This window comes from Xanthobacter sp. NM-25 (assembly GCF_022138605.1).
In the GTDB taxonomy this organism is placed as follows: Bacteria; Pseudomonadota; Alphaproteobacteria; order Rhizobiales; family Xanthobacteraceae; genus Xanthobacter.
The window spans coordinates 47,050-69,795 of sequence record NZ_JACBFS010000010.1 but is presented as its reverse complement, the minus strand read 5'-3'; the positions used below and the strand labels follow the sequence as shown (position 1 = coordinate 69,795).

The 22,746-nt window shown below is 66.3% G+C and carries 24 protein-coding genes and 1 pseudogene; 2 read left to right on the top strand and 23 right to left on the bottom strand.

Going from position 1 to position 22,746, the window contains the following annotated elements; all coding sequences use genetic code 11:
* Nucleotides 1–153 precede the first annotated feature (153 nt).
* From MEU52_RS21060 to MEU52_RS20980, 17 genes and pseudogenes are all read right to left on the bottom strand, one after another.
* Nucleotides 154–1,275: a Fic family protein gene (locus tag MEU52_RS21060; RefSeq protein ID WP_238123802.1), complete on the bottom strand. Its 1,122-nt coding sequence runs from the start codon at nt 1,273–1,275 to the stop codon at nt 154–156.
* A gap of 709 nt (nt 1,276–1,984) precedes the next feature.
* Nucleotides 1,985–3,193, bottom strand: a pseudogene (locus MEU52_RS21055) (IS91 family transposase); the annotation flags it as partial.
* Between the two features lie 13 nt (nt 3,194–3,206).
* Complete coding sequence (locus tag MEU52_RS21050; protein ID WP_238123803.1) at nt 3,207–4,088, bottom strand: tyrosine-type recombinase/integrase; 882 nt, start codon at nt 4,086–4,088, stop codon at nt 3,207–3,209.
* A 138-nt stretch (nt 4,089–4,226) separates the two neighbouring features.
* On the bottom strand, nt 4,227–4,655 hold the full coding sequence (locus MEU52_RS21045) for a hypothetical protein (RefSeq protein ID WP_012112614.1): 429 nt from the start codon (nt 4,653–4,655) through the stop codon (nt 4,227–4,229).
* A gap of 5 nt (nt 4,656–4,660) precedes the next feature.
* Nucleotides 4,661–6,640, bottom strand: a complete 1,980-nt coding sequence (locus tag MEU52_RS21040; RefSeq protein ID WP_238123804.1) for a conjugal transfer protein TraG — start codon at nt 6,638–6,640, stop codon at nt 4,661–4,663.
* 23 nt (nt 6,641–6,663) lie between these two features.
* The gene (locus MEU52_RS21035; RefSeq protein ID WP_238123805.1) at nt 6,664–8,403 is read right to left on the bottom strand and encodes a relaxase/mobilization nuclease domain-containing protein; all 1,740 of its coding nucleotides are present in this window, start codon (nt 8,401–8,403) and stop codon (nt 6,664–6,666) included.
* Nucleotides 8,393–8,671 carry a hypothetical protein gene (locus MEU52_RS21030; protein WP_238123806.1) on the bottom strand — a complete coding sequence of 93 codons (279 nt, stop codon included), beginning with the start codon at nt 8,669–8,671 and terminating at the stop codon, nt 8,393–8,395. Before MEU52_RS21030 ends, MEU52_RS21035 begins: the two co-directional genes overlap by 11 nt.
* On the bottom strand, nt 8,668–9,453 hold the full coding sequence (locus MEU52_RS21025; protein ID WP_238123807.1) for a lytic transglycosylase domain-containing protein: 786 nt from the start codon (nt 9,451–9,453) through the stop codon (nt 8,668–8,670). Before MEU52_RS21025 ends, MEU52_RS21030 begins: the two co-directional genes overlap by 4 nt.
* Nucleotides 9,454–9,494: 41 nt before the next feature.
* Nucleotides 9,495–10,040, bottom strand: a complete 546-nt coding sequence (locus MEU52_RS21020; protein WP_238123808.1) for a S26 family signal peptidase — start codon at nt 10,038–10,040, stop codon at nt 9,495–9,497.
* Nucleotides 10,037–10,567, bottom strand: coding sequence for a DUF2840 domain-containing protein (locus MEU52_RS21015; RefSeq protein ID WP_238123809.1), 531 nt, complete (start codon nt 10,565–10,567; stop codon nt 10,037–10,039). The genes MEU52_RS21020 and MEU52_RS21015 overlap by 4 nt, the downstream gene beginning before the upstream one ends.
* Nucleotides 10,564–10,818: a hypothetical protein gene (locus tag MEU52_RS21010; RefSeq protein ID WP_238123810.1), complete on the bottom strand. Its 255-nt coding sequence runs from the start codon at nt 10,816–10,818 to the stop codon at nt 10,564–10,566. The genes MEU52_RS21015 and MEU52_RS21010 overlap by 4 nt, the downstream gene beginning before the upstream one ends.
* Complete coding sequence (gene parA / locus MEU52_RS21005; protein ID WP_238123811.1) at nt 10,815–11,468, bottom strand: ParA family partition ATPase; 654 nt, start codon at nt 11,466–11,468, stop codon at nt 10,815–10,817. The genes MEU52_RS21010 and parA overlap by 4 nt, the downstream gene beginning before the upstream one ends.
* Nucleotides 11,465–12,604 (bottom strand): replication initiator protein A, encoded by a 1,140-nt coding sequence (locus MEU52_RS21000; RefSeq protein ID WP_238123812.1) that lies wholly within the window; start codon nt 12,602–12,604, stop codon nt 11,465–11,467. Before MEU52_RS21000 ends, parA begins: the two co-directional genes overlap by 4 nt.
* A 14-nt stretch (nt 12,605–12,618) precedes the next feature.
* Complete coding sequence (locus MEU52_RS20995; protein ID WP_238123813.1) at nt 12,619–12,897, bottom strand: helix-turn-helix transcriptional regulator; 279 nt, start codon at nt 12,895–12,897, stop codon at nt 12,619–12,621.
* Between the two features lie 139 nt (nt 12,898–13,036).
* Entirely contained in the window at nt 13,037–13,498 is a 462-nt protein-coding gene (locus MEU52_RS20990; protein WP_238123814.1) for a DUF2285 domain-containing protein, read from the bottom strand.
* The gene (locus tag MEU52_RS20985; protein ID WP_238123815.1) at nt 13,461–13,805 is read right to left on the bottom strand and encodes a transcriptional regulator domain-containing protein; all 345 of its coding nucleotides are present in this window, start codon (nt 13,803–13,805) and stop codon (nt 13,461–13,463) included. The genes MEU52_RS20990 and MEU52_RS20985 overlap by 38 nt, the downstream gene beginning before the upstream one ends.
* A 119-nt stretch (nt 13,806–13,924) precedes the next feature.
* Entirely contained in the window at nt 13,925–14,185 is a 261-nt protein-coding gene (locus tag MEU52_RS20980; protein ID WP_238123816.1) for a DNA -binding domain-containing protein, read from the bottom strand.
* A gap of 134 nt (nt 14,186–14,319) precedes the next feature.
* Here MEU52_RS20980 and MEU52_RS20975 point away from each other — a divergent pair, with 134 nt between their 5' ends.
* A complete protein-coding gene (locus MEU52_RS20975; protein ID WP_238123817.1) occupies nt 14,320–14,568 on the top strand; it encodes a helix-turn-helix domain-containing protein in 249 nt (82 codons plus the stop codon).
* Nucleotides 14,569–14,642: 74 nt separating this feature from the next.
* On the opposite strand, the gene MEU52_RS20970 is transcribed toward MEU52_RS20975, so the two are convergent.
* The gene (locus MEU52_RS20970; RefSeq protein ID WP_238123818.1) at nt 14,643–14,969 is read right to left on the bottom strand and encodes a DUF736 domain-containing protein; all 327 of its coding nucleotides are present in this window, start codon (nt 14,967–14,969) and stop codon (nt 14,643–14,645) included.
* Nucleotides 14,970–15,685: 716 nt separating this feature from the next.
* Here MEU52_RS20970 and MEU52_RS20965 point away from each other — a divergent pair.
* Nucleotides 15,686–16,231, top strand: a complete 546-nt coding sequence (locus MEU52_RS20965; protein ID WP_238123819.1) for an AAA family ATPase — start codon at nt 15,686–15,688, stop codon at nt 16,229–16,231.
* A gap of 20 nt (nt 16,232–16,251) precedes the next feature.
* Here the strand turns inward: MEU52_RS20965 and MEU52_RS20960 are convergent, their stop codons facing one another.
* From MEU52_RS20960 to MEU52_RS20940, 5 genes are all read right to left on the bottom strand, one after another.
* Entirely contained in the window at nt 16,252–16,419 is a 168-nt protein-coding gene (locus MEU52_RS20960) for a hypothetical protein (RefSeq protein WP_238123820.1), read from the bottom strand.
* 383 nt (nt 16,420–16,802) lie between these two features.
* Complete coding sequence (locus tag MEU52_RS20955) at nt 16,803–17,723, bottom strand: DUF2493 domain-containing protein (protein WP_238123821.1); 921 nt, start codon at nt 17,721–17,723, stop codon at nt 16,803–16,805.
* Nucleotides 17,724–18,061: 338 nt separating this feature from the next.
* The gene (locus MEU52_RS20950) at nt 18,062–19,099 is read right to left on the bottom strand and encodes a DUF7146 domain-containing protein (protein WP_012112596.1); all 1,038 of its coding nucleotides are present in this window, start codon (nt 19,097–19,099) and stop codon (nt 18,062–18,064) included.
* Between the two features lie 90 nt (nt 19,100–19,189).
* Nucleotides 19,190–21,253, bottom strand: coding sequence for a ParB/RepB/Spo0J family partition protein (locus tag MEU52_RS20945; protein WP_012112595.1), 2,064 nt, complete (start codon nt 21,251–21,253; stop codon nt 19,190–19,192).
* A 166-nt stretch (nt 21,254–21,419) separates the two neighbouring features.
* On the bottom strand, nt 21,420–22,616 hold the full coding sequence (locus MEU52_RS20940) for a hypothetical protein (RefSeq protein WP_012112594.1): 1,197 nt from the start codon (nt 22,614–22,616) through the stop codon (nt 21,420–21,422).
* Nucleotides 22,617–22,746 lie beyond the last annotated feature (130 nt).

Here is a 22,746-nt window from a genome sequence, read left to right as displayed (position 1 = left end):
GCTAAATGGCATTCGCTACCCGATAGCAGACCGTACGGAGACGGCCCCAGACCGGCCATTCGTCGTGGTCGCAGCGAGCTTCTGCTTCTGGCGCGGCACAGCAAAGAGCCAGCCTATGCCTGGATCGCGTGAGTGACATGAGCCGAATTGGCGCTATGGCTTCGAAGCGGTTCCCGGCAGATTCAGGTGGTAGCGCGTATAGCGGCGCTCACCGGTTCGCGTCAGGGCGCCTTTCTCGACCAGATCGTGGAGGTCACGCGTAGCGGTCGGACGCGAGGTGCCGGTGATCGCGATGTAATTCTCTGCGCTCAGGCCACCCGTGAATCCGCCCGGGCCTTCACGAAATAGCCGGGTGATCACCTTCTCCTGGCGTTCGTTCATCTTGTCGCGGAAACGATCGTAGAAGTGCGTCTTAGCGATATGGAAGGCGACGCGGCCCAGCGTCGTCTGCTGGGCCGCGATGATCGTTTCGGCAAAGTAGATCAACCAGCCGGTGATCTCGAGCGTCCGCTGATAGACCTCCAGCTGTTCATAATAGGCCTTGCGGTGCTGCTCGATGGTATGGGCGAGTGCGATCAGCGTCGGTTGTCCAATGTTCTGCGCGAGGGACTTTTCCGCGACGGCGCGACCGATCCGACCGTTGCCATCCTCGAAGGGGTGGATGCTCTCGAAATAGAGATGTCCCATCCCGGCACGCGTGAGGGCGGGTAGCGGCGTGCTGCCGTTCGGTGCCGAGCCGTTGAACCAGGTGAGAAAGGCGGTCATCTCGTCGGGAACCTGGGACGAAGGCGGCGCCTCGAAATGCACTGTCGGTCGATCGTAGCGACCGGATACGATCTGCATCGCGTCTTCATGACGACGGTAGCCGCCGATCGTCTCCAGATGCCGGCTATCTGCCATGAGCATGCGGTGCCAGCGGAACAGGGTATCGTCGTCCAGCGGATCCGCCCAACTCCGGTATAGATCAGCCATCATCTCCGCGATGCCGCGTTCCCTCGGCTTCACCGCGCGATCGTCGGTATCGAGGCCAAATTGCCGGCGCAGGGAGGATTGCACGCTCAAACGATCCAGGGCCTCACCCTCGATCGCGCTGGTCTTGACCGCCTCCTCGCTGAGGAGCTCGATCCGCAGCAGGTCGCGGTCATCGTCGCCCACGTGGCGGACCGCGCCGATCACCTCTCCGGAGAGCAGCAGGAAGTGCCGCTCCAGCGGTTCAAGGGCTGCCGGATCATAGGTCAAATGCGGCCAATGAGGCTGCGTCCAATTCCATGCCATGAGCGATAGAGTCTCCCCTCTATAGCTCGCATATTAGCCGATATCTGATTTATAGAAAGCCGTCCTATGGCTCACGCGACCCACGGGGCCGAAATGCATTGTGGAACGAAGGGCGCGACTTTCTCCTCCTTGGCGCCGAAAACGCAATAGGATGGCACGGATCGGGCAGCATTTCTCGACAACGGAGATCGCTCGCGAAAGCCTTTCAAGCCATTGATCCACTGATCGATTAAGCGAATTGCGATAGTGGCCTGGTATCTGATCGGAGCATGGACGAACGTGCAGTTGCGCTCGATTAGATCGACCTACAACGTCCGGCTTTAAACACCTCGTCAATGTCTGTATCTGTGAAGGGTTTCGGATGCCGGCCCGATCACGAGGGTGAGGCTGGGCGCGCGGGCCGGCGTCGGAAAGCCCCCAGGGGAGGAAACCGCGGTCCGACGTGCGCGACGGTCGAGGTCTTTGCGGTGCTATGGGGATTTGAGGCGGGCGTCGACGGGGGAAATACCGATCGAGGGGCGGATATCCAGGCACTGGGTGGTACCCACCCAGTCCAATCGTGCACGGGGCGTCGTGGCGGCAACATCTTTCTGGTGCCGCGATGATGATGGAAGTGGCCTCGCGGATGGCAGAGCGCACACGGCCCCGATGCCGGAGATGGCATGGCCTGCGACGAGAGCCTGATACCGGGGAACGGGCGCGGTGCCCATGAGCTGTCGATCCTGATGGGTTCAGCGGACCAGGTCCGCGGTAGTGATCCGCGAGCGAAGGTCTCGATGATGGTCATGAGGCCACCGCAGCAGCGGCACCGCGGCCGCTCGTCGGCTTTCTCCTGCTCAGCAGAAGGCGTCGGGTGCGTGCTCTCCTCCTGCGGCCCCAGCAGCGCGCGGATCCTCTCGATGTTGGCGGCGCGTACCGCGCTGGCGAACAGGCCGTAGTGCCGGATGCGGTGGAAGCCGTCGGGCAGGACATGGAGCAGGAAGCGGCGGATGAACTCATCCGCCGGAAGCGTCATGGCCTTGATCCAGCCATTGCCCGCGGCCTTGGCCCTGGCGCGGTAATCCTTCCAGCGGAAGGTGACGCCGCGGTCGTCCAAGGCAAGGAGCCGGCTATTTGAGATCGCCACACGGTGGGTGTAGCGCGACAGATAGGCCAACACTGCGGCAGGGCCGGCGAAGGGGCGCTTGGCATAGACCACCCACTCGGCGCGGCGCAGGGGCGCGAGCAGCACCTCGAAGGCAGGCGTCTCCGCCAGTGGTGTGAGATCGCCGAAGAAGGCGAGCCGGCCGGCGGCATGCAGCGCGCGCAGACCGTCGAGGAAGAGCCGCCGGAACAGGCGGGACAGCACCCGCACCGGCAGGAAGAACCGGGCCCGGCCGGAGATCCAGCGGACGCCGTCTGCCGAGAGCCCGCCGCCAGGCACCACAGCATGGATGTGGGGATGATGGGTGAGCGCAGATCCCCAGGTGTGGAGCACGGCGGTGATGCCGATGCGGGCGCCGAGATGCCGGGGATCGGCGGCGATGGTGGTGAGCGTCTGGGCCGAGGCCCTGAACAGCAGGTCGTAGACCGCCGCCTTGTTCTGGTAGGCGATGGCGCCGATTGCGGCCGGCAGGGTGAAGACAAGATGATAATAGGGCACCGGCAGCAGTTCAGCCTGGCGGGCGGCGAGCCAGTCCCGGGCGGTCGCCTCCTGGCACTTCGGGCAGTGCCGGTTGCGGCAGGAGTTGTAGGCGATCTCCAGATGGGTGCAGCCGGCACAGCGCGCCACATGCCCGCCGAGCACCGCCGTGCGGCAGGAGCGGATCGCCGACATCACCTTCAACTGGCCGCGGCTGAGATGCCCGGCGTGGGCCTTCTCATAGGCATCGCCATGGGCGTTCAGGATATCCGCGACCTCCAGCGCAGGCCGCGCCACGGACCGGCACGGCTCACAGGGGCGGCGGGGTCAGCAAGGAGAGCGGGCTCTCCACCTCGCGCAAGGTCTTCAGGGCGACGCGGGTATAGACCGCCGTGGTGTCGAGCTTGCGATGGCCGAGCAGCACCTGGATGACGCGGATATCGGTCTTGCGCTCCAGCAGGTGGGTGGCGAAGCTGTGCCGCAGGGTGTGCATGGAGACGCGCTTGTCCAGCCGGGCGGCGGAGGCGGCGGTCCTGCAGGCCCGGTCGAGCTGGCGGGTGGTGATGGGCTGGCCCGGGTCGCGGCCGGGAAACAGCCAGCCCTGCGGCCGCCGCTCCTTCCACCAGCGACGCAGCAGGTCGAGCAGGTCGGGCGCGAGCATCACGTAGCGATCCTTGCGCCCCTTGCCCTGCTCGACGCGGATCAGCATCCGCGCGCTGTCGATATCGGCGACCTTCAAGTGGGCGACCTCCGACACCCGTAGGCCGCAGCCATAGGCGAGGCTGAGCGCGGCCCGGTACTTGAGGTTCGGCGCATGGGCGAGCAACAGCGCCACCTCCTCGGTGCTGAGCACCACGGGCAGTCGTTCGGGCGTCGGGATGCGGGCCATCCGGTCGCCGAACCCCGCCCGGCCGAGGGTGACGTGGAAGAAGAAGCGCAACGCCGTGCAGGCGAGGTTCATGCGGGCATAGCTGGCGCCGAGGCTGGCGAGATGCAGCTGGTAGCGCCGCAGGTCCTCGGGCTCGGCCTGATCCGGCGCCCGGCCGAGGAAGGCGGTGAACGCGGCGACCTGGCGGATGTAATCGCGCTTGGTGTGGTCGCCGAACCGGCGGATGGTCATGTCCTCGATCATCCGCTGCCGCAGCGGGCTGATGGCTGGCCGCGTGTTGGTGGAATGCTCGGAAGCGTCCATGGGGGCTCTCCAAAGGTTGAGAAACCCCGTGATGCTCCGCCCGCGGATGCCGGGCGCCACATCGAAAATAGCCAGCCGCCCTTCATGCAGGGCCGCTACCGCGGCAGCGGTTTAGTCCTCTGGCGGAGGGCCCCTTTCTCACGTTTTATAAGCGCCGCTGTCCTCAGAAACCTCATGCGCCAGCCTCGGCCCCTTCGCGAGCCGGCGCCCCAGCGCCGCGACGAACGCCTCATATCGCTCCCCCGCCTTGGCTCGGGCTGCCTGGGCCGCCGGCTCAGGCAATGCCGGCGTGGTGGCCAGCCAGAACCGCACGAACACTGCCAGCGTCTCGACCGAGATGCCGAGGTCCCGCTCCAGCCGGGCCATCCGTCGGTCCAACTGATCGAGGCGCTTGGCGATTGCAGCTTCCCGCTGCTCCGCGGCGTCCGGCGACAGGAAGGACGCGATGGCCGCCTCGGCGATCAGGGACTGAGGCTGGCCGCGCCGCGCGGCATAGTCGGCCAGCAGCCCCATCGTCGCGGGATCCAGATAGACCGAGATCTGAGCCTTCTTCTTGCGTGGGGTCATCGCTATCACAGCTCCATGCCATCATTGGGATCGAGCGAGACCTGACGCGCGACGCCCTGCATGACGCCCGTCATGCGACTGGTCCGGGCCACGTCGTCTTCAGTCTCATCGACCAGATCGATCTCGAACTCGTTCCGCACTTGCTGCGACGTCTCCACCGTCTCTACTCGTGCAAGCTCCGGCTGGCGCCGTTGCTCCGAGCCGGTTGTGTCCTCATCGTCACTTTCCTCGACCATCAGGCTCAGTTGCGATGGCGCGGGCAACGGAAGTACCGTCCAGTCGTCGGTCTGGCGATCGCAAGGAGCCGAGAGCTCCGGCGGATGCAGTACCCGCTCCCTGAACCGCTCATCCTCATAGTAGCGCGCCTTCTTCGCCCGGATCGGCGGCGTGCCGGCCACCATGACGATCTCGTCGGCGGGCGGAAGCTGCATCACTTCGCCCGGCGTCAGAAGCGGACGGGCTGTCTCCGAGCGGGAGACCATGAGGTGACCAAGCCAGGGGGAGAGTCGGTGGCCAGCATAGTTCTTCATGGCCTTCATTTCGGTGGCAGTGCCGAGGGCATCGGAGACGCGCTTGGCGGTGCGCTCGTCATTGGTGGCGAAGCTCACCCGCACATGGCAGTTGTCGAGGATGGAGTTGTTCGGCCCGTAGGCCTTCTCGATCTGGTTCAGAGATTGGGCGATGAGGAAGCTCTTTAGCCCGTAGCCCGCCATGAAGGCGAGCGCGCTCTCGAAGAAGTCGAGCCGCCCGAGCGCGGGGAACTCGTCCAGCATCAGGAGAAGCCGGTGGCGACCGGCCTTCGCCTGCAGGTCCTCAGTGAGGCGGCGACCAACCTGGTTCAGGATCAGCCGAATAAGCGGCTTGGTCCGGTTGATGTCAGACGGCGGCACGACGAGGTAGAGTGTGGTCGGCCGGGCACCTGCCACAAGGTCGGTGATACGCCAATCACAGCGCCGCGTCACCTCTGCCACCACGGGATCGCGATAGAGCCCAAGGAAGGACATGGCGGTGGAGAGCACGCCGGACCGCTCGTTCTCGGACTTGTTGAGCAGCTCGCGGGCGGCGCTGGCGATCACCGGATGGGGACCCGCCTCCCCGAGGTGCGCCGTCGTCATCATGGCCGCGAGCGTCGTCTCGATGGGCCGCCGGGGATCGGAGAGGAAGGCGGCGACACCGGCCAGGGTCTTGTCCCGCTCGGCATAGAGCACGTGGAGGATGGCGCCCACGAGGAGGGCGTGGCTGGTCTTCTCCCAGTGGTTGCGCTTTTCCAGGGAGCCTTCCGGGTCCACCAGGATGTCGGCAATGTTCTGGACGTCCCGCACCTCCCATTCCCCGCGGCGGACCTCCAGCAGGGGATTGTAGGCGGAGGACCGCACATTGGTGGGGTCGAACAGCAACACCCGCCCGTGCCGCGCCCGGAAGCCTGCGGTGAGCTGCCAGTTCTCGCCCTTGATGTCGTGGACGATGGCCGAGCCGGGCCAGGTGAGCAGCGAGGGTACGACGAGGCCGACGCCCTTGCCCGACCGGGTCGGTGCGAAGCACAAAACGTGCTCCGGTCCGTCATGGCGCAGATAGTCCCGACCATGGCGCCCCAGCACCACGCCATCGGGCCCGAGCAGTCCGGCTGACCGGATCTCGTCCGGCTCGGCCCAGCGGGCGGAGCCATAGGTCTCGACGCGCTTCGCTTCCCGCGCCCGCCACACCGAAAGCCCGATGGCGGCGGCGATGGACAGGAACCCACCCGAGGCGGCGATGATCGCCCCCTCAACGAAGATGGCCGGCGCATAGGCGTCGTAAAAATACCACCACCAGAAGAAAGCGGGCGGAGGGTAGACGGCCCAGGGCCCCATCAGGAACCAGGGCGGTCCCAGTTGGTCCTGGAAGCCCAGCCGCCAGGCCACGACCTGCGTGGCGCCCCAGGTGGTGGCGAGCACGATGGCGAGGACAAGGAGGATCTGGCCCCAAAGGATCTTGGTCGCGGACATGCGGTGCTCCAGTGATTAGCAAGTTAGAGGCCGAGGCCGCGCTTGCGGCCGAAGGACCAGTCGATGCCGCCGTCTGAGCGGGCGACGCCGGAGATGTGCTTGCCGAGCTGCTTCTCGAGGGACGGCGTCCAGGGCACGAGCTGGAAGCCGAGGCCGTCGTCGATCATGGCGAAGCGGCCAGAGGCGAGCGCGAAGCGCTGGCGATAGGTGCCGGAGACATAGTGTCCCGATCCTGATCGGTTGAAAGGCTGCCCCGTCTCCCCGGAGAGCTTCTCGCCCAGCGCGTCCACTTCCCGCCGGCGCAAAGTCTCGATCAGGTCCCGGGCGAAGGTGACACGCTGGCCGTGGCGCTCGGCCAACCCCTCCCGGACCAGATGGTCGGCGCGGCGTTCCATAGCCTCACGCACCTCGGCGCCGAAGCCGCCTTCGGAGAGCGATGCCGGCGCGCGGCTGAGCGCCTGCCGGTCGAGCCAGGTGGCGCCCGAAGCCGTGACCTGGCGTTCGATGTCAAGGTCGGAGCGGACGGCCAGCGCGACCCGCTGCTGGCCGCGCCCGTCCTCGAACCGCCGAAGCTCCACGATGGCGCCGGGCGCGCCGTCGCCTGCCGCATCGAGGTCGGGCAGCCGGATGTGGTGGGTACGCCCATCCACGCCGTCGACGACGGCATAGGCCGTGCCCTTCAACTCATCATCGAGGCCGCGATCGACGAGACGGCCGATGACGGGAGCATCCAGGCTCTCGCCGGCGAGCACATAGCTGGCCGTGCCCCGCTCGATGCCTTGGGCAGTGAGCGCCCGATGCATCCGCTTGATGATGTCGCCCCGCTCGCCGAGGGCCCGCAGCGTCGCCTCGGCCTTCTCGTCGATCACCCACTGGCCGGGACCGATCTCATCGGCGAGCCCGAGGGCCTCGAGCTTGCGCAGCCGGCCGACTTTCTGCGGCAGGAAAGCGTCCGGCCCGCCATCGGCATGGCGCGCCACGTCGATCACGCCGGCCTCACGCTGGTCCCGAAGCAGCTGACGGTCGAGCTGGGTCCAGCCCTCCGCCTCCACCTGCCGCTCGACGGCGCGGTGGATGTCGAGATCGGTGCGTAGCCCCAGTTCCTGAGTGATCAGGTCCCGCGCGCGGGCGCGCATACCCTCCTTGATGTAGTCGCGGGAGATGACCAGATCCTGGCCGTCATCTGTCCGGCCTCGCACCAGGATATGGAGGTGGGGATTGTCGGTGTTCCAGTGGTCGACGCCAACCCAGTCCAGCTTCGTGCCGAGGTCTTTCTCCATCTGCCCGACGAGATCGCGGGCGAAGGACCTGAGGTCGGCCATGTCCGCCGCATCCTCGGGCGAGACGATGAAGCGGAAATGGTGCCTGTCGTCGGCGCATCGCTCCGCGAAGGCGCAGCCGTCTCCCTCCTCAGCGCCCGGCCCGAACAGGCGGGCCTTCTCCCCATCCCGGGTCACGCCCTCCCGACGCAGATAGGAGAGGTGAGCCGAGAGCGGTGCAGCCCGCACCGAGTGCCGCACCACGCGGGTCTTGATGACCACGACGCGCGAGCGCCCGGTGAGGAACCGATTGGCGACGATGCTCGCCGCCCGGCCGCGGCCGAAGCGCGAGCGGGTGCCCGAGGAGATGCGGCCGGACCGGGAGACGTGCCCGCCGGCCTTCTGGGCCGCCGCGAGGGCTTGGGCGATGAAAGGGCGTGCCCGCTGTGCACGAGAGGAGCGGATGCGGCCCGGCCGGACGCGGAACTCATGCTCATCGGCCATGACGCGCGCCCGCAATGTGCGAGAAAGCAAACAGGACCAATGGCTTGAGCGTTCGACGCACATTGCCAAACAGCGCCGCAATGTGCGTTTGGCTCAAAATTCCCAAGCAAAAACAACCGCCCGACCGCAGCGCACCCTGCGCCCTTTTATCTCGCCATCGATCGGTTGTTTCTTGCCATCGATCGGTTGTTTCTTGCGTCTCCTCTCCAGACATGCGCCCCACTACGAGAAAGCCCGACAGGGTGCGCATAGGCGCGGCCGTACTCATGGCGCGCCTCCCGTGCCGCCGCGAGCAACGAACAGCCCATCAGACTGCGGAACGATCGCCGAGACATCGCGCACGTCACGCACCGGCTGTGCACGATCGGGTGACACCGGATCTGCAGCCGGCACCCGGATCGGCGGCACGGCGAAGATCGAAGACCGGGCCCAGGATGCCGCTTCGACCGCCGGAGGAGCGGACAGCTTCCGCGCGTCGTGCTCGGTTTCACGGTGTGCAATGTCCGACGCCAGCTTGTCGACATAGGCGCGCGTCTCCGCCGGCAGGGGTCGCTCCTTCCGAGCTGCATCATAGCGTCCTGCCCCGGCATTGTAGGCGGTGAGGAAGCCGGGGTTGCCGTAGCGGTCGAACAGCTCCCGCAGATGAGCCGCGCCGGCCATGATGTTGTCGTACGGGTCATAGGGATCGTCGCCGAGGCCGTAATGAATGCGCAGTTCGGCCCAGGTCTCGGGCATGATCTGCATCAGCCCCATGGCGCCCTTCGGCGATGTCGCGCGCGCAGCGCCATCGCTTTCCGCGCGCATCACGCTTCGGATCCAGACGGAGGGAATGTCGAAGCGCTCCGCCGCTTCCGCGATGAGATCCGCGTAGGGTTCGCTCGGTACCGGCAGCTTGTGTGTTGCCGAAGCCTCTGCCGACAGGGCAGCACTCGCCCAGCCGAAAGGCATTCCGGAAAGGAGAATAAAGACGATCGCGCCGCGGCGGGCGCGCGCTCTTTTTGATTTGTCCGTCGGGGGACGGACACGCAGGAACAAATCCGCCTGCAGCATGATGGCCTCTCGAAGCTGATGGTGGTTTTGCTCGGCCGCGCTCAGCGTGTCGGTGCGCGCCAGGCGAAGTGTCCGTCTCCGGCCTCGTCGGTGTAGATCGGCACCGCGCGGCCGATCACGGTGCTGGCCGGCAGTGGCCCGAAGTAGCGTCCGTCGAGGCTGTCGGGCACGTTGAAATTCATGAGGAAGAGCTCGCCTGCGGCGATGCGCCTGCAGCCGCGCCAGACCGGCAGCGGACGCCCCATGCGGTCGCGCTCCAATGCTTCGCCGTACGACACGCCATCCACGGTGATGGAGCGGTCTTTCCGGCAAACCTCCTGGCCGGGAAGCGCCGCCACGCGCTTCATCAGCGGCACACCAGCCCCCACATAGCCGCGCGCCACCAGGAAGCGGTCGAGTGCCGCCGGAGGCGTAATGGCGAGGAGGTCCGTGACCTCGAGCCTGCGCGCCGGCTCGATGGCGTAGAGCCCGATGGGTGCGCTGGCGGAGACGTTCCACACCAGCTTCAGCGGTGTCGGAACGAAGGAGGCCGCCGCGACCCCCATCACCGAGAAATACGTCACCATCGCATAGCCGAAGCGGGTCATTGTTCGCACTCCCGCCGCTTGAGCCAGGCCTGATGGCGCTCGACCGTGTAGGTTCGGAGCGCGTGGCCGGCCGCCAGGCGATTGTGGACATGCCGCCAGTGATCCGGGGCCACGTCGGCCCCATGGATGCCGAGGGCATCGACGGCATCCATGTGCTGGAGCACCTTCTCCACCTTCGGCCAGCCGTCCGCGCGCAGCAGGATCTCGCCGCCGGGGCGCACGAAGGGCAGCGTCTGATAAGCCTCGCCCGGCGCCACGGCCCGCACGATGTCGATGCGCGACACCACGGTGCCGAAGTCGTTCGCAGCCCAACGGACGAGCGCGAAGATGGCGCCTGGGGCGAAGGAAACGATGCGGCGGCTGCGGTCGAGGGTCTGCGCATGGACCGGCCGGCCGAAGCGGATCCAGTTCTCGATCCGTTTCTCGATCCAGGTCAGCTCCACATGGGTGAGCGGATCTGCGGTCGGCGCGGCCGGTGACGGGGCGATGGGTCGGGGAACGGAGTATGGCGCCGGCGTGCTCATCATGAGGCCTCTCCTGAGGTGGGAGGAAATTCACGGGTGAGGAGCTCGCGGAGCATGTCCGCGACGGTCTGGCCGCGTCCGAAGGCGGCGATCTTGATGCGCCCGCGCAGGTCGGCCGTGATGTCGATGGTGAGCCGCGCGGTGAAGGCTTCGGCTGATCCATGGCCAACCGGCCTCGTGTCGGCGTCCTTGATCCAGTGCTCTGGATCGGCCGGACGCGCGGCAAAGCCCTTGCGCGTTCGTTGCCGGGTCATGGCGTAGATCTCGAACCGGCGAGGCCGGCGATCTCGGCGGAGAGCGCAATGATCTCCCGCGCTGCTGGCCCACCCTCGTCGAGCTCGCCGACGAGCCGTCCGGACTGAGCGGACATGGCGAAGGCGACGCGCTGGCCGACAGTGCTCACGAGCACGGGCGGATCGTGATCCGCCAGCGTCTCGGCGGTCTCGCGGGCGAGCACGGTGCGAGCGCCGCAGCGGTTCAGCACGAAGCGCGCGACAAGCTCCGGGCGATAGATGCGCGCCTCGCTGAGGAGGGCGAGCATCTCCGCGGACGCCCATCCATCGAGCGGTGATGGCTGCACCGGGATCAGGACCAGATCGGCGGCGAGCAAGGCCGAGCGCATCAGGCCGGCGACGCGGGGCGGTCCGTCGATGACGACCATGTCGGCATCGCGTGCCAGCTCGGGGGCTTCCCGGTGCAGCGTATCGCGGGCGAGGCCGACGACGCCGAACAGGCGCGGCAACCCCTCGCGGCTGCGCTGCTGCGACCAGTCCAGGGCCGAGCCCTGCGGGTCCGCGTCAATGAGCGTGACACGCTGGCCGCGGCTCGCCCACGCGCCGGCGAGATGAAGGGCGAGCGTCGTCTTGCCGACGCCGCCCTTCTGGTTGAGCAGCGCGACGATCATCGGGATGCTCCCGATGTGTCGGCAAGCATCGCTTTTCCTGCTGTCAAAGGATCGGGAGCGTGAAATCCGTCTTTACGGAAAGACGGAAGACCATCATCTTGAGAAGCGTACGGGAGATGGCAGTTATCCACATCGCCTGCGCGCCTTTTAAGGTTAGACTCTATGTTAGATTCTAAGTTAGGGGTGCAATTTTCATTTTCATCACCTGGGCTTGAGACCTGTTTCGGTTCCCGATGGCACGGGAGGCCCGTTCCCGATGGCACGCCAGTCCGGGTTCCGGATGGCACGAAGGCTTTCACAGCTTTTCCACAGGACGCCGACGGCTCGAAGGTGAGAAGCACCCGCCCGCCAATCTCCACCTCCGTGAACAGGGTGTAGCCCGGCAACGGCTGACGGCGGACGATGTCGCGCAGTTCGAAGGCGAAGCGCTTGAAGGGCGAGAGGCTGCCGGATTTGAGGTGGAGGTGGCGGAAATCGAAGCGCCAGCCCCGGCGCTGCCGCCCGCCATGCTTGCGCACAATCCGGTAGAGCCAGCGCTCCAGCCCGCCCGTGAGGTCGAAATACTCCCGGTCGATGGTGAGGACGAGCGCGTCCTCGACGATGGCGCAATAGAACCAGTCGGGGACGATGAGCTCGATCCCGGCGGGCTTGCCATCCCGATCCGTGCGCTCCTTCCACTCGTTGATCCAGGAGAAGCGGTGGCGCCGGCCCTCCGTTCTCTGGCGGATGGAGGTGGACACTGTGGTGGACTGCAGGCGGTCCAGGGCGGCCTTCAGGCGCTGATAGTCCCTGATCGATGTGCCCCGGCCGACGAACCGAAGGATCTCGTAGGGCGTCGCGGCCATGAAGCGCGAGGTGCGCAGGCCGGCGTCGCGCGCTTCGACGATCTGGCTGGCCGCCCAGATCAGGATATCCGCATCCCAGATGGTGGCCATGCCATGGTCGGGCACCGCCTCGACCCGGATCGCGATGTCGCCGGAGACAAAATCGATGGGGGCGACACGGTGGGTCTTGGCGAGGGAGAAGAAGGGATAGGCCATGAGATCCTGCGCATCGCGGGGCGCGAAGGCGCCGGGGAGTGCGCGGAAGAGCTCAAGCTGTCTGCCAGGTTGCGGAGAGCGGTGCGGTGCGGCCATGACGAAATGGCCGCTCAGCGCGCCAGGCTGCCCGGCAGGACGCCAGACATGGAATGACGCTTGGCCGGCAGGATGGAGCCGCGCGGATCGGAGGTGGAGGTGACGGCGCCTCGGGCCACCCAGGCCTGCAAATCCTCGACGGAATAGACGACGCGTCCGCCGAGCTTGCGATAGGCGGGACCAGTTCCGTAGGTGCGGTGCTTCTCGAGCGTCCGGGGCGAGAGGCTGAGGAAGACGGCGGCTTCCTTGGTGCGCAGATAGCGCGGCGGCAGCGGGACAGCATCGGGGCGCATGGATCGAACCTCCGTGGGCGCTATCGGGCCACTGATCATCAGCGGCGGATGGCGATCACGGTGGCGAAGGGCGGCCGTCGTGAGGGATGGGGAAGTTGAGGGGCGTAAAATGCCCACCCCGAACGTCTCGGCGATGCTGTTATGGTCGCCGACGATGACGCAGGAGCTTGAGATAGCCGCCGGCGATCAGCGCTCGGCCGCCCTTGACGAGACCGATGACGCGATCGCGCAGCGACGAGGTCTTCCAAGGCTCGGCAGCGATGCGCCTCTGGTCATAGAGAGCGAATGCGATGTCGCGATAGCTGGCGCCGTCAGTGCGTCCGTCTGCGGCCAGCATCATGGCGCGCAGGCGCTGTCGCTGCTGTGTGGTCATCCGCGTGTCGGGGAGCGCCGGGCGACCTTCGATGGTGCGCCAAAAGCGGGATAAAGCTTCCACGCGGCCCACGATATCGGTGTCCAGCGGAATGATCGCAGCGATAGGCGCGTCAGAAACAGAGCCCGGCAAGGCAAGGAGTTGGGACGAACGCGCGGCCAAGCCAAGGATGGCAAGCTTCCCCTCAGGGCTACTTTGCACCACAGAAACGTTGTCGAGGACGTTCATGTGTGCGCCGGCCAAGAAATCCGGCGATGGACCAAGAAGCACGACGGCCGGGTCGACGATGGGAGACCACAAAACGGTCTGCTCGACGGCGCTCATGGCAGGGCGTGCTGCGAAATCGCAGCCCCCAGCGCTGCTCCACCTCCCGGGGGAGCGGCTCGGCGTCGGTGCCGGTGGTCACGATGGACTGATAATGATCCTGATAGGCTTCGTCCCGGCGCAGGCATTCCCAGGCGAGGCCTTCGACCGACAGGTCGTCGAAGTAATCGTAGCTGGCGTTATCCCGCCAGCGCGATGTGTCCGGCTTCATTCACTCGTCTCCGCATCAGAGGCGTGCGCATTGAGCAAAGACAATCGGGGATTGAGAGGGGCGTGAGAAGCCGGCTAAAAGGCATCGCGTGATGCGCTTGCGGCATCACCCCTGTCGACTCAGGCGGGGCTGCGGAGAAGGTCTTTATAGCCGCCGGCGGCCATCCATCGTGCTCGGGCAAGATGAGTGTCGTGAACATGACGGGCGCGCTCGGGCTCCCGAGCCGCGTCGATGCCGAACAGCACCGCGGCGATCTCCTCCCAGCCGGCGCCATCCGCCGTTGCATCAAGCAGACGGGCATAGAGCCTGATGTGGGCCCGGTCATAGTCCGTCAGTTCGGGACCCGTCGGTGCAATGTCCTCGAACGCCGCAGTCACCATGTCTGCCTGCCACTTCTCTCAAGATCGGGTTCTTCCCAAAATCCTACACGACTTCCAATGACACCACTGCCACGGTCGCGTTTGTAGAGAATACTCCGTGGTGAAATACTCATCAAGGCGATGCTCTCTCGACCATGGAGATCCGAGAGGTGTTCGCCCGGAATTTGAAGGCTGCGAGGCTCGCCAAAGGCCTGTCGCAGGAAGAGCTCGCCCATCGAGCCGGGATCGACCGCACCTATATCAGCTCGTTGGAGCGCAGCGTCTATAACGCCAGCATCGATGTCGTAGATCGCCTGGCCGGCGCCCTTGAGCTCGACGCCGCCGCCTTGCTGAAGAGACCCGCCGCGGACGTGCCGAGCGGCCCCGAAAACCCGGTCGAGTGAAGCGCGGGACCGGTTGGCAACTGCTGACTTCGAAGTGAGAGCCCCGGCCGGAGCCGGCCGGGGCGTTGGGCGGCTCACTCGCCGCGTCGCCCGCTGGGGCGGGACCAGATCAGCGAGAAGGTGTCGCCGTCCTCGTCGTCGAAGAGGTTGGCGTAGATCGGGGCGTTGAAGCTCGGATCGTCGAGCTTGAGGCCCAGATAGTCGCGCCCCTCGCTGGAGCGCTTGGACCAGGCGGCGCCGATCTCGATCCGACCCACCAGGACCCGGTGGCTGGGAGCATTCTCACCATTGGCGCGCAGCTCGGGGACGATGCGCACACCTTTGGCCTGAACGCTGAGGGTGACGATCTCGCCGGTGAACTCGTTCGCGCCGATCTTCTTGAAAGTGCCGATGGTGGCCATTGTCGATCTCCGTCTTCCGTTTCCGAGCCCGCACCGTTGCGGCCTCGATGGCGATCGAAGGGCGGAAGGCGACTGCCGCCGCACCCCGGCAGGGGCTTGATGGCCAAGGAGGACTTTCTTGTCCCGCGAGGAATGGGCGGAACGCTCAGGGGAAGAAAGCCCGACGCCGCCATTGCGGCAGAGGCGGTCGAGGCGCAGCCGGCCTTCGGCCAGATCAGGCCATGGAAGAGGCCAGCTGGTGCGCGCGATCAACGGTTGGAGATAAGGAGGAGATGGCGATCTCTCACGGGCCCTGCACGAAGGCGGCCCAACCTTCACCGGTGTTGACCTCTTCATTTTCCGGCCATTGCGTGTGCTTCGAACTGACAGGACCAACGGGTGGAACGCTTTCCTCACCGGCCATGCGATGGCTCGCGCGCAACCGCGCGAAGCTTGTCACCAAGCCCTGCCATGCTTGCGCACTCGCGGCCTCGTGCCTCGATCCTTTCGCCGTCGCCATCGCATCCTCGACGACATGGGAAATGTCGCCCCGCTGATTTGCTCTTGCCTGATCGGGTCGTGTCGCTCCAAGGCCCGCGCCAGGGGCTGGACAGAGCGTATGGCGAGGCTGCACTGGTCAGCCTGATGTCCCCATGAGGCAAGGATCGAAGGCCGAGATCGTGTGCACCGCGGGTCAGTTCAAACACCGCGTTACCGCGCCAAATGAGATGGTGGGTATGGATCGTTATGTCGTCATTTCGGGTTGCTCCGGCGGGGGCAAGTCGACACTGATCGCCGAGCTTGCACGCCGTGGCTTTGCCGTGGTCGAGGAGCCAGGGCGGCGCATTGTCGCCGAGCAGATCAGCGGCGGCGGATCGGATCTGCCTTGGGTGGATCTGGCCGCTTTCGCGCGACTTGCGATCGCCATGGCGCTGGAAGACAGGTCCACGGCGCTTGCCCAGAGCGGATGGGTCTTTTTTGACCGTGGGCTTGTCGATGCGGCCGTTGCGCTTGAATACGCAACCGGGGAGCCCATTTCCGAGACGCTCTGCAATGCCCATCGCTACAATCGCACTGTCTTTATGACACCCCCATGGCCAGAGATCTTCAGCGGCGATGACGCGCGCCAGCACGATTTGTCGGCGTCGATTGCCGAATATGAGCGCCTGATCGCAGCCTTTCCGAAGCTCGGCTATGAGGTGACGATCCTGCCCAGGGTATCGGCTGCCGACCGCGCTGATTTCATCATCGGCCAACTGGGAGCCCTGAACCAAGTAGATTGAGGCGTCTCGTTTCACTCCTGTTAGGACCCGAAGGGGTCGATCTCACGGATGATCTGGGAGGCGTCGCCGTCGAACTCGTCGGCAGGCACAACGGACAGAGTGCCGTCACCGGCGCGGAAGATCACGATGACGACCATCAAGGTCTTGGCGAGGCTGAGGGCGAAGGCCTGTGCATCGGTGGAGGACATGGGGTCCGGCTCCTGCTCGAAGCGGAGGAACATCCCCCGCTGACAGGCGCCCGACGGGTCCGGCCGCGGGCCGCAATCACCGTGGAGGCAAAGCCGCAACGGCGGCACGCTGTGCGTAGCCGACCCCTTGCGGGTTGATGGCGTCAGGCCCTCGGTCGGACCAAGGAACAGCGCAGGAAAGCGGGGGTGGTCTCTTGCTCGAAGAGCACCGGGTGCAGCCATTTGCCTGCATGGTCGGGCTCAGGAGGCGCGTTGAGCTCCACCCGTGATAAGCGGTGGTCCCGCTCGCTTGTCCGCTGAAAACCGATGATGGGAACCGCAATCTCGTGAAAAGCGGTGACGCACCGTGAAATCCGATTCCGACGATGAAGGAAGGGCAGCGCTCATGCGCCGCCCGACCCAAACCGGTAGACGGGGATGCCGAGCTTGCGGGCCTTGTCGGCGAGATTGTCCTGGATGCCCGTGCCGGGGAAGATGATGACCCCGATGGGCGTGACCGAGAGCATCTGGTCGTTGCGCTTGAAGGGGGCGGCCTTGGCGTGGCGTGTCCAGTCGGGCTTGAACGCGACCTGCGGCACCTTACGGGCATCAGCCCAGCAGGCGGCGATCCTTTCGGCACCCTTGGGTGAGCCACCGTGCAGCAGCACCATGTCAGGGTGCTTCGCGCGGACCTGATCGAGCTTCGCCCAGATGAGCCTGTGGTCCACCGTGTCGCCGCCGGAGAAGGCGATCTTCGGACCTGCGGGTATCAGCACCTCGGTCTCCGCCCGCCTGCGGGCGGCGAGGAAGTCGCGGCTGTCGATAAGAGCTGAGGTCAGGTGCCGATGGTTCACTAGGGATCCGGCGCGTGGGCGCCAGGCTGAGCCGGTGTGCCGCTCGAAGGCATCGGCGGCTTCATCCCGCATCAGCTCGAAGGCATCGCGGCGCTCCATGAGGCTCTGCCCCTCGACGATCAGACGTTCCAGTTCCACCGAGCGCACCTCGCTGCCGTCCTGCTCCTGCTGGCTACGGCGCTGGCCCTGCTCATTGTCGTCGAGGGTACCGGAGATGCGGCCGGCGGCACGGTGGAAGAGATGGACGGTCGACCAAAGGAGGTCGGGAAGGTCGGGCTCCAGGCGGGTGTCCTGCAGTGTCGCGATCAGCGCATCGAAGATATCGGCGATTGCGCCGGTGATACGGTCAGTTTCGGGAAGCGGCCGGGAATCGGGCTCGTCCCCGAAGGGACGGTAGCCGTAGAGCTGAAGTTCCTGCAGCAGGTGATCAGTGGGAGAAGAGGCGTGGGGTTCGTCGTGCTCGGTGCTCATGGGAGGCTCCGTCGATTGGACCGCAGCCTTGCGGCCTTCATGGCGACGAAGCCGGCGGGCGGGACGGACCTGCACCCCGCGGGAAACGCGGGGCCGGAGCGGCAGCGGAGGATGGCGGAGGCCGGCGATTTTGCTTCGCGATGGAAAGGCGTGTGTCGGGACCCGCGACGCTTGCGTCGTGGGGAAACACCGCCGCCGGAAAATCACCGGCCGGAGCCATTGCCGGTCCGGAACGACTGCCGGCCGATCGCCCTCTGGAAGGCCTGGCTGCGGATCCTCTAGCAACGGTGGGCATCAGAGCGTGACGTCAGAGCATTCCCGCTCCCTGTCGCTCCAGCTCACGGGCTCAGCACCATGAAGCGGCCGACGTCATCAGGTGCAAGCTGACATCGGAGTCCCGCTCGCAACGCGTCGACGCCAAAGGCGCGCAGATCCTCGTTGAAGTCTCCGAGAGCTGGTGAGAGCACGATGGCCTCGATCCCGGCAGAAGCCGCTCGTGCGATAAGGCTGTCCCGTGCCCTGTCGCCGGCAGGATCGTTGTCGCGGACGATGTAGAGCCGCCGCAGGTCGGGTGGGAATGCGACGACGGCAAGGTGAGCGGCCGAGAGCGCCGCTGCCATCGGGAGGCTGGGCAGCACGGTCCGCACGGAAAGGATGGTCTCGATGCCCTCGCCGGTGGCCAGAACGTTGTCAGGCCTGCCGAAGCGAACGGCATGTTCCAGCAGGTGGCCCATGGCACGTCGGGGCGTGGCGATGCTTGCCTTGTCCGATCCGTCGGGAGCGAGCCATGTCCGGTGGATGCCCATGACTCGTTGTCTGAGATCGGTGACGGCGGCGATCATGGCCGGCCGGGGTTGAATGGGCTCGCGTGGATCCGGGCGGTAATAGCAGCGCGGGTGAAAGCGCATGCTTCCGGTTTCGTGCAGAGCCGTGATGCCGCGCTTCCGCAGATACGTCTCCACGATTGTGCCCGGAATCGGCTTTGCGGCCGCAAAGAGACGACATGCCGAGGTGACAGGGTCACGTGAAGGGCTGTTCGTCCTGAACACGGGAGCTTCCGCGACCTGCCAGGATCGGGGCATGTGCAGAAAGGCTTGAGCCTCGGCCACCACGTCGCTGAAGTTGGGCAGACCTCGGCTTTCCCGGATGACGTCGAGGAGATCGCCGTGTTCTCCCGTCGCCGCATCGGTCCATTTGCCGGCATGGCCTTTCACGCTGTCCGTCAGCCGCACGAACATGGAGCGGCCGGGCGAGTTGCGAGCATCGCCCACCTGCCAATAGTGCCCCTGCCGCCGACCCGCGGAGAGATAATGGCGGCAAACTGCCTCCGCCTGCCGCCCCAGCCGCCGTGCGAGATCGTGCGCAGCATCCGTCATAGGGACGCTCCAAGAGAAAAGCCCGCCGTCCGGCCACGCGATGGGGGGATCGCGGAGCCACGGACGGCGGGCCAGGTTGCCCGGGGAGGATTATTCGGCAGCAATCGAGGAGGAGATCACTTCGGGCTCCTCAGTGTCGGCGAGGTCTTCCCCTTCGCCCATGGCCGTTTCGCCGTCGGTCTCCGCCGTCTCTTCGCCGGCGGTGTCGGAGGGCTGGTTCCGCAGCGCCTCCGGGAGCCAGCCGCTGTCGGCAAGGAGGGCTTCTGCCTCCCGTGCCATGTCGCCCTTCTTGAGGTGGGCGATCCGCTCAGCTGCACGTTCCCCCTTCGCCTCGGTCACCGCCTGCAGGATGCGGGCCTTGGTGACCCGGCCGAGGAAGGTGTCAACAGTGGGCCTCCATCCCGCCGCCGCCATGTCGAGCCCTACCGCCTGCGCCAACCGGTCGGCATGGGCGAAGGCGCGGGGACGGCGGTTCCATGCTTCATGCACCGCATTGACCGAGAGGCTCACCACATGGGCGAACAAGGCGGCCTGGCTGTCACGCTCCCACCCGCTCAAGGTGTCCCAGAGCGTGCCCGGCTCCTTGGGCAGAGCCTTGGCCCAGTTTTCGTGCCGGACACGAATGGCCTCGGCCGAAACGCTGTCGTTGAGGCCCGGCGCCTGGGCGTTGAAGGACACGCTCTTGAGGTCGAGCTCAAGGCAGCTGTCCGAGCCGTAGACGTAGAAGGCCTTCAGCGTCAGAGCGTGGACCGCAGCGAGGAAGGCGACATCGGGCTGCTCGCCCAGGGCATGGCGCAGGCCGAGGGTGCGATGGGTGGTCAGCTCCGTAAGTAGCCGATCGGAGATCGGCGCGAGGCCGTCTTCTTCCTCGGGCTCCGCAGGTGCATCACCTACGGCTGCTTCCTGACGAGGGGCCGAGGCCGCATGGTCTTCTCCATCGGTCCCGGCGGGAGCTTCATCGTCCTGCACGACCGGCACCTCGTCCTCCGGGCAGACATATCCCCGCTCCACCCGGAGCTTGCCGTCCTGGGCGATGCTGACGAAGGCGCCGGCGCGGCCGACCTCCGCCGGATCGAACGCGAGGGGGCGCGTCTCAAAGGCCTCCAGCACCGCCTCGAGCTCACCGAGCCGCGCATCGACCTCCTCGGGAAGCTCGTCGGCATCGGCATATTCTTCGGAGAGGCGATCATATGCGGCCTGGGCCCTCGCCCGAGCTGCCTCCTCCTCCTCGGTCAGGGGCGTCGGCTCACCCCGCAGCTGGCGCAGGCCGTAGGTGTGGCCATAGGCAAAGTCCGGCGCCACCTCGATCCACTTCCAGCCTTCGCCGCGGATCCCGTCGGCCTCAATGGCGAGCTTTGCCGCCACCATGCGATCGACGAGGGTGACATCCTGCAGCCAGCCGCCGTCGTCCCCCTGGAACAGGTCGCGCAGCACGGTGCCGCCAGCCGTCTCATAGGCCCCGATGCCGATGAAGCGGGCCCGCTTGTCGGATGCCCGCACCGCACCCTCCGTCATCATGCGCCGGATCGCATGGGGTTGCTTGTCGTAAGCCTGGGCGAGACGCTCCAGCACCTGCTCCTGCCGCTCATGATCACCCGACACGGTGAAGGCCATGAGCTGGTCGAGGGTGAGGCCATCCTCGGCATAGACGTCGAGCAGCTTCGGCGAGACGGAGGCGAGCTTCAACCGCTGCTTCACCACTGCGACCGAGACGAAGAAGGCGGCCGCGATCTCCTCCTCGGACTGGCCCTTCTCCCGCAACGCAAGGAACGCCCTGAACTGGTCGAGCGGGTGCAGCGGTGCGCGCTGGACATTCTCGGCAAGGGAATCCTCCTCGGCAATGCCGCCTTCGCGCAGGATGCAGGGCACGGGAGCCGTCCGGGCGAGGCGCTTGCGCTTCACCAGCAACTCCAGCGCCCGGTAGCGCCGGCCGCCGGCCGGGATCTCGTACATGCCGGTCTCGACGCCATCAGCATCGATCACGGTGCGGACATTGAGGCCCTGGAGCAGGCCGCGCCGGGCGATGTCCTCGGCGAGTTCCTCGATGGAGACGCCGGCCTTCACCCGGCGGACGTTGGACTGGCTGAGCACCAGCTTGTTGAAGGGGATGTCCCGCGAGGACGAAAGGGTGATCTTCTGAACGGACGTGGCCATGGGATGCTTCTCCGCGACGGGCGGCCGGAGAACCTCTCTCTCAACTTCGAACCCGTCACGAAGCACGGCGCCACCCTCTTCCTCTGAGGGCAGCGCCGCAAAGCCGATGATCCGGAACAACGCAAAGCCGGAGACACGGCAATCCCCATCTCCGGCTTTGCGGATCTCAGGGAGCGCGATCGAGGAGCTTCTTCGCCCGCGCCTCCAGATCGAGACGGGCGTCCTGGTGCGGCTTGTCCCGCGCCACGGCGGTGATGCCCTGCACGAAGTCGAAGATGCTCTCGGGCTTGCGCCCCTCCTCGGCGAGCACGGTCTCGATCACCTTCTGCGTCTCCGCCTTGGAGAAGCCCTTGCGGCGCAGGAACTTGGTGCGGTCCTCGTCGCTGCGCGCTACGATGCGCTCGCGGGCCGCCCTGATGCCGTTGACGAAGGGCATGGGGGAGGAGTTGGCAAAGCGCTCCAGGGCCGGCGCGGCCTGATGGGCGAAGCGGGATGCGGCATACTTCGAGTGGCGGATGGTGATCTCCTCGAAATCCTCCACGCCCCACAGGTTCCGGTTCTGGCAGACCGCCCTGAGATAGAAGCTCGCGATGCCCAACGTCTTGGCGCCCACCTCTGAGTTCCAGCAATAGAAGCCGCGGAAGAACAGGTCGGGGGAGCCGTCCGGGAGCCGCCCGGCCTCGATGGGGTTGAGATCGTCCACCAGGAAGAGGAAGACGTCCCGGTCGGAGGCGTAGAGCGTGGTCGTGTCCTTCGTGATATCGACGCGGGGATTGTAGATGCCGGTCGACCAGTCGAGCACGCCAGGCACTTTCCAACGGGTGTCCCCGGTGCCGTTGCCGGCGATACGGCGCACGGCGTCCACCAGCTCATGGTCATAGATGCGGCCATAGTCGGGGCCGGTCACAGCCCGGAGCTCGACGCGGCCGTCCTCCACCTCCAGTGTCTTCACCTGTTCGGCGCGGTGCGTGAGCAGGCCGTGCTGCAGGTTGATGCCGGCGAGCGGCGCCGGAAGCTGGCGCAGATAGGAGGCCGGCGCGCCGATGAGGCTCGCAAGCTGGCCGAAGCTCCAGTGGGTCGGCGCAACCGGAGCCTCCGCCCCGGGCAGCGTGAGCGTCAGCCGGTCTGGCACCTCGCGGCTCGCCTCGACGCGGATGGCGGCGCTCTCCACGGTGCGCGTCCGGCTCCGGTCGGACCGACCGCGCACCGCGCCATACAGCTCAGACAGGGACAGATAACGCTCGTCCGCCGGCCGGGAAAACCACTCGGAGGACACACGGCCGTTCCGCTCGCCGCGGCTCGCATCCACCTTGTAACCGCCGGCCGCTTCCCGGCCCGCATCTAAAACCTCAACCTCAGTCATGGGACTAAACTCCACGACGGGCGCCGGGAGCCTCTCTCCCTGCCCTCAACCCGTCACGGAAATCCGCTCCAACCTCTCACTCTCGATCGCGCGGATGAGGGGCTCAACCTCCCCACCCCAAAAACGCGTC

Coding starts and splice junctions, on each gene's coding strand:
- MEU52_RS21060 (WP_238123802.1), bottom strand. CDS start 1,275: ATGGCATGGAATTGGACGCAGCCTCATTGGCCGCATTTGACCTATGAT.
- MEU52_RS21050 (WP_238123803.1), bottom strand. CDS start 4,088: ATGGACGCTTCCGAGCATTCCACCAACACGCGGCCAGCCATCAGCCCG.
- MEU52_RS21045 (WP_012112614.1), bottom strand. CDS start 4,655: ATGACCCCACGCAAGAAGAAGGCTCAGATCTCGGTCTATCTGGATCCC.
- MEU52_RS21040 (WP_238123804.1), bottom strand. CDS start 6,640: ATGTCCGCGACCAAGATCCTTTGGGGCCAGATCCTCCTTGTCCTCGCC.
- MEU52_RS21035 (WP_238123805.1), bottom strand. CDS start 8,403: ATGGCCGATGAGCATGAGTTCCGCGTCCGGCCGGGCCGCATCCGCTCC.
- MEU52_RS21030 (WP_238123806.1), bottom strand. CDS start 8,671: ATGAGTACGGCCGCGCCTATGCGCACCCTGTCGGGCTTTCTCGTAGTG.
- MEU52_RS21025 (WP_238123807.1), bottom strand. CDS start 9,453: ATGCTGCAGGCGGATTTGTTCCTGCGTGTCCGTCCCCCGACGGACAAA.
- MEU52_RS21020 (WP_238123808.1), bottom strand. CDS start 10,040: ATGACCCGCTTCGGCTATGCGATGGTGACGTATTTCTCGGTGATGGGG.
- MEU52_RS21015 (WP_238123809.1), bottom strand. CDS start 10,567: ATGATGAGCACGCCGGCGCCATACTCCGTTCCCCGACCCATCGCCCCG.
- MEU52_RS21010 (WP_238123810.1), bottom strand. CDS start 10,818: ATGACCCGGCAACGAACGCGCAAGGGCTTTGCCGCGCGTCCGGCCGAT.
- parA (WP_238123811.1), bottom strand. CDS start 11,468: ATGATCGTCGCGCTGCTCAACCAGAAGGGCGGCGTCGGCAAGACGACG.
- MEU52_RS21000 (WP_238123812.1), bottom strand. CDS start 12,604: ATGGCCGCACCGCACCGCTCTCCGCAACCTGGCAGACAGCTTGAGCTC.
- MEU52_RS20995 (WP_238123813.1), bottom strand. CDS start 12,897: ATGCGCCCCGATGCTGTCCCGCTGCCGCCGCGCTATCTGCGCACCAAG.
- MEU52_RS20990 (WP_238123814.1), bottom strand. CDS start 13,498: ATGAACGTCCTCGACAACGTTTCTGTGGTGCAAAGTAGCCCTGAGGGG.
- MEU52_RS20985 (WP_238123815.1), bottom strand. CDS start 13,805: ATGAAGCCGGACACATCGCGCTGGCGGGATAACGCCAGCTACGATTAC.
- MEU52_RS20980 (WP_238123816.1), bottom strand. CDS start 14,185: ATGGTGACTGCGGCGTTCGAGGACATTGCACCGACGGGTCCCGAACTG.
- MEU52_RS20975 (WP_238123817.1), top strand. CDS start 14,320: ATGGAGATCCGAGAGGTGTTCGCCCGGAATTTGAAGGCTGCGAGGCTC.
- MEU52_RS20970 (WP_238123818.1), bottom strand. CDS start 14,969: ATGGCCACCATCGGCACTTTCAAGAAGATCGGCGCGAACGAGTTCACC.
- MEU52_RS20965 (WP_238123819.1), top strand. CDS start 15,686: ATGGATCGTTATGTCGTCATTTCGGGTTGCTCCGGCGGGGGCAAGTCG.
- MEU52_RS20960 (WP_238123820.1), bottom strand. CDS start 16,419: ATGTCCTCCACCGATGCACAGGCCTTCGCCCTCAGCCTCGCCAAGACC.
- MEU52_RS20955 (WP_238123821.1), bottom strand. CDS start 17,723: ATGAGCACCGAGCACGACGAACCCCACGCCTCTTCTCCCACTGATCAC.
- MEU52_RS20950 (WP_012112596.1), bottom strand. CDS start 19,099: ATGACGGATGCTGCGCACGATCTCGCACGGCGGCTGGGGCGGCAGGCG.
- MEU52_RS20945 (WP_012112595.1), bottom strand. CDS start 21,253: ATGGCCACGTCCGTTCAGAAGATCACCCTTTCGTCCTCGCGGGACATC.
- MEU52_RS20940 (WP_012112594.1), bottom strand. CDS start 22,616: ATGACTGAGGTTGAGGTTTTAGATGCGGGCCGGGAAGCGGCCGGCGGT.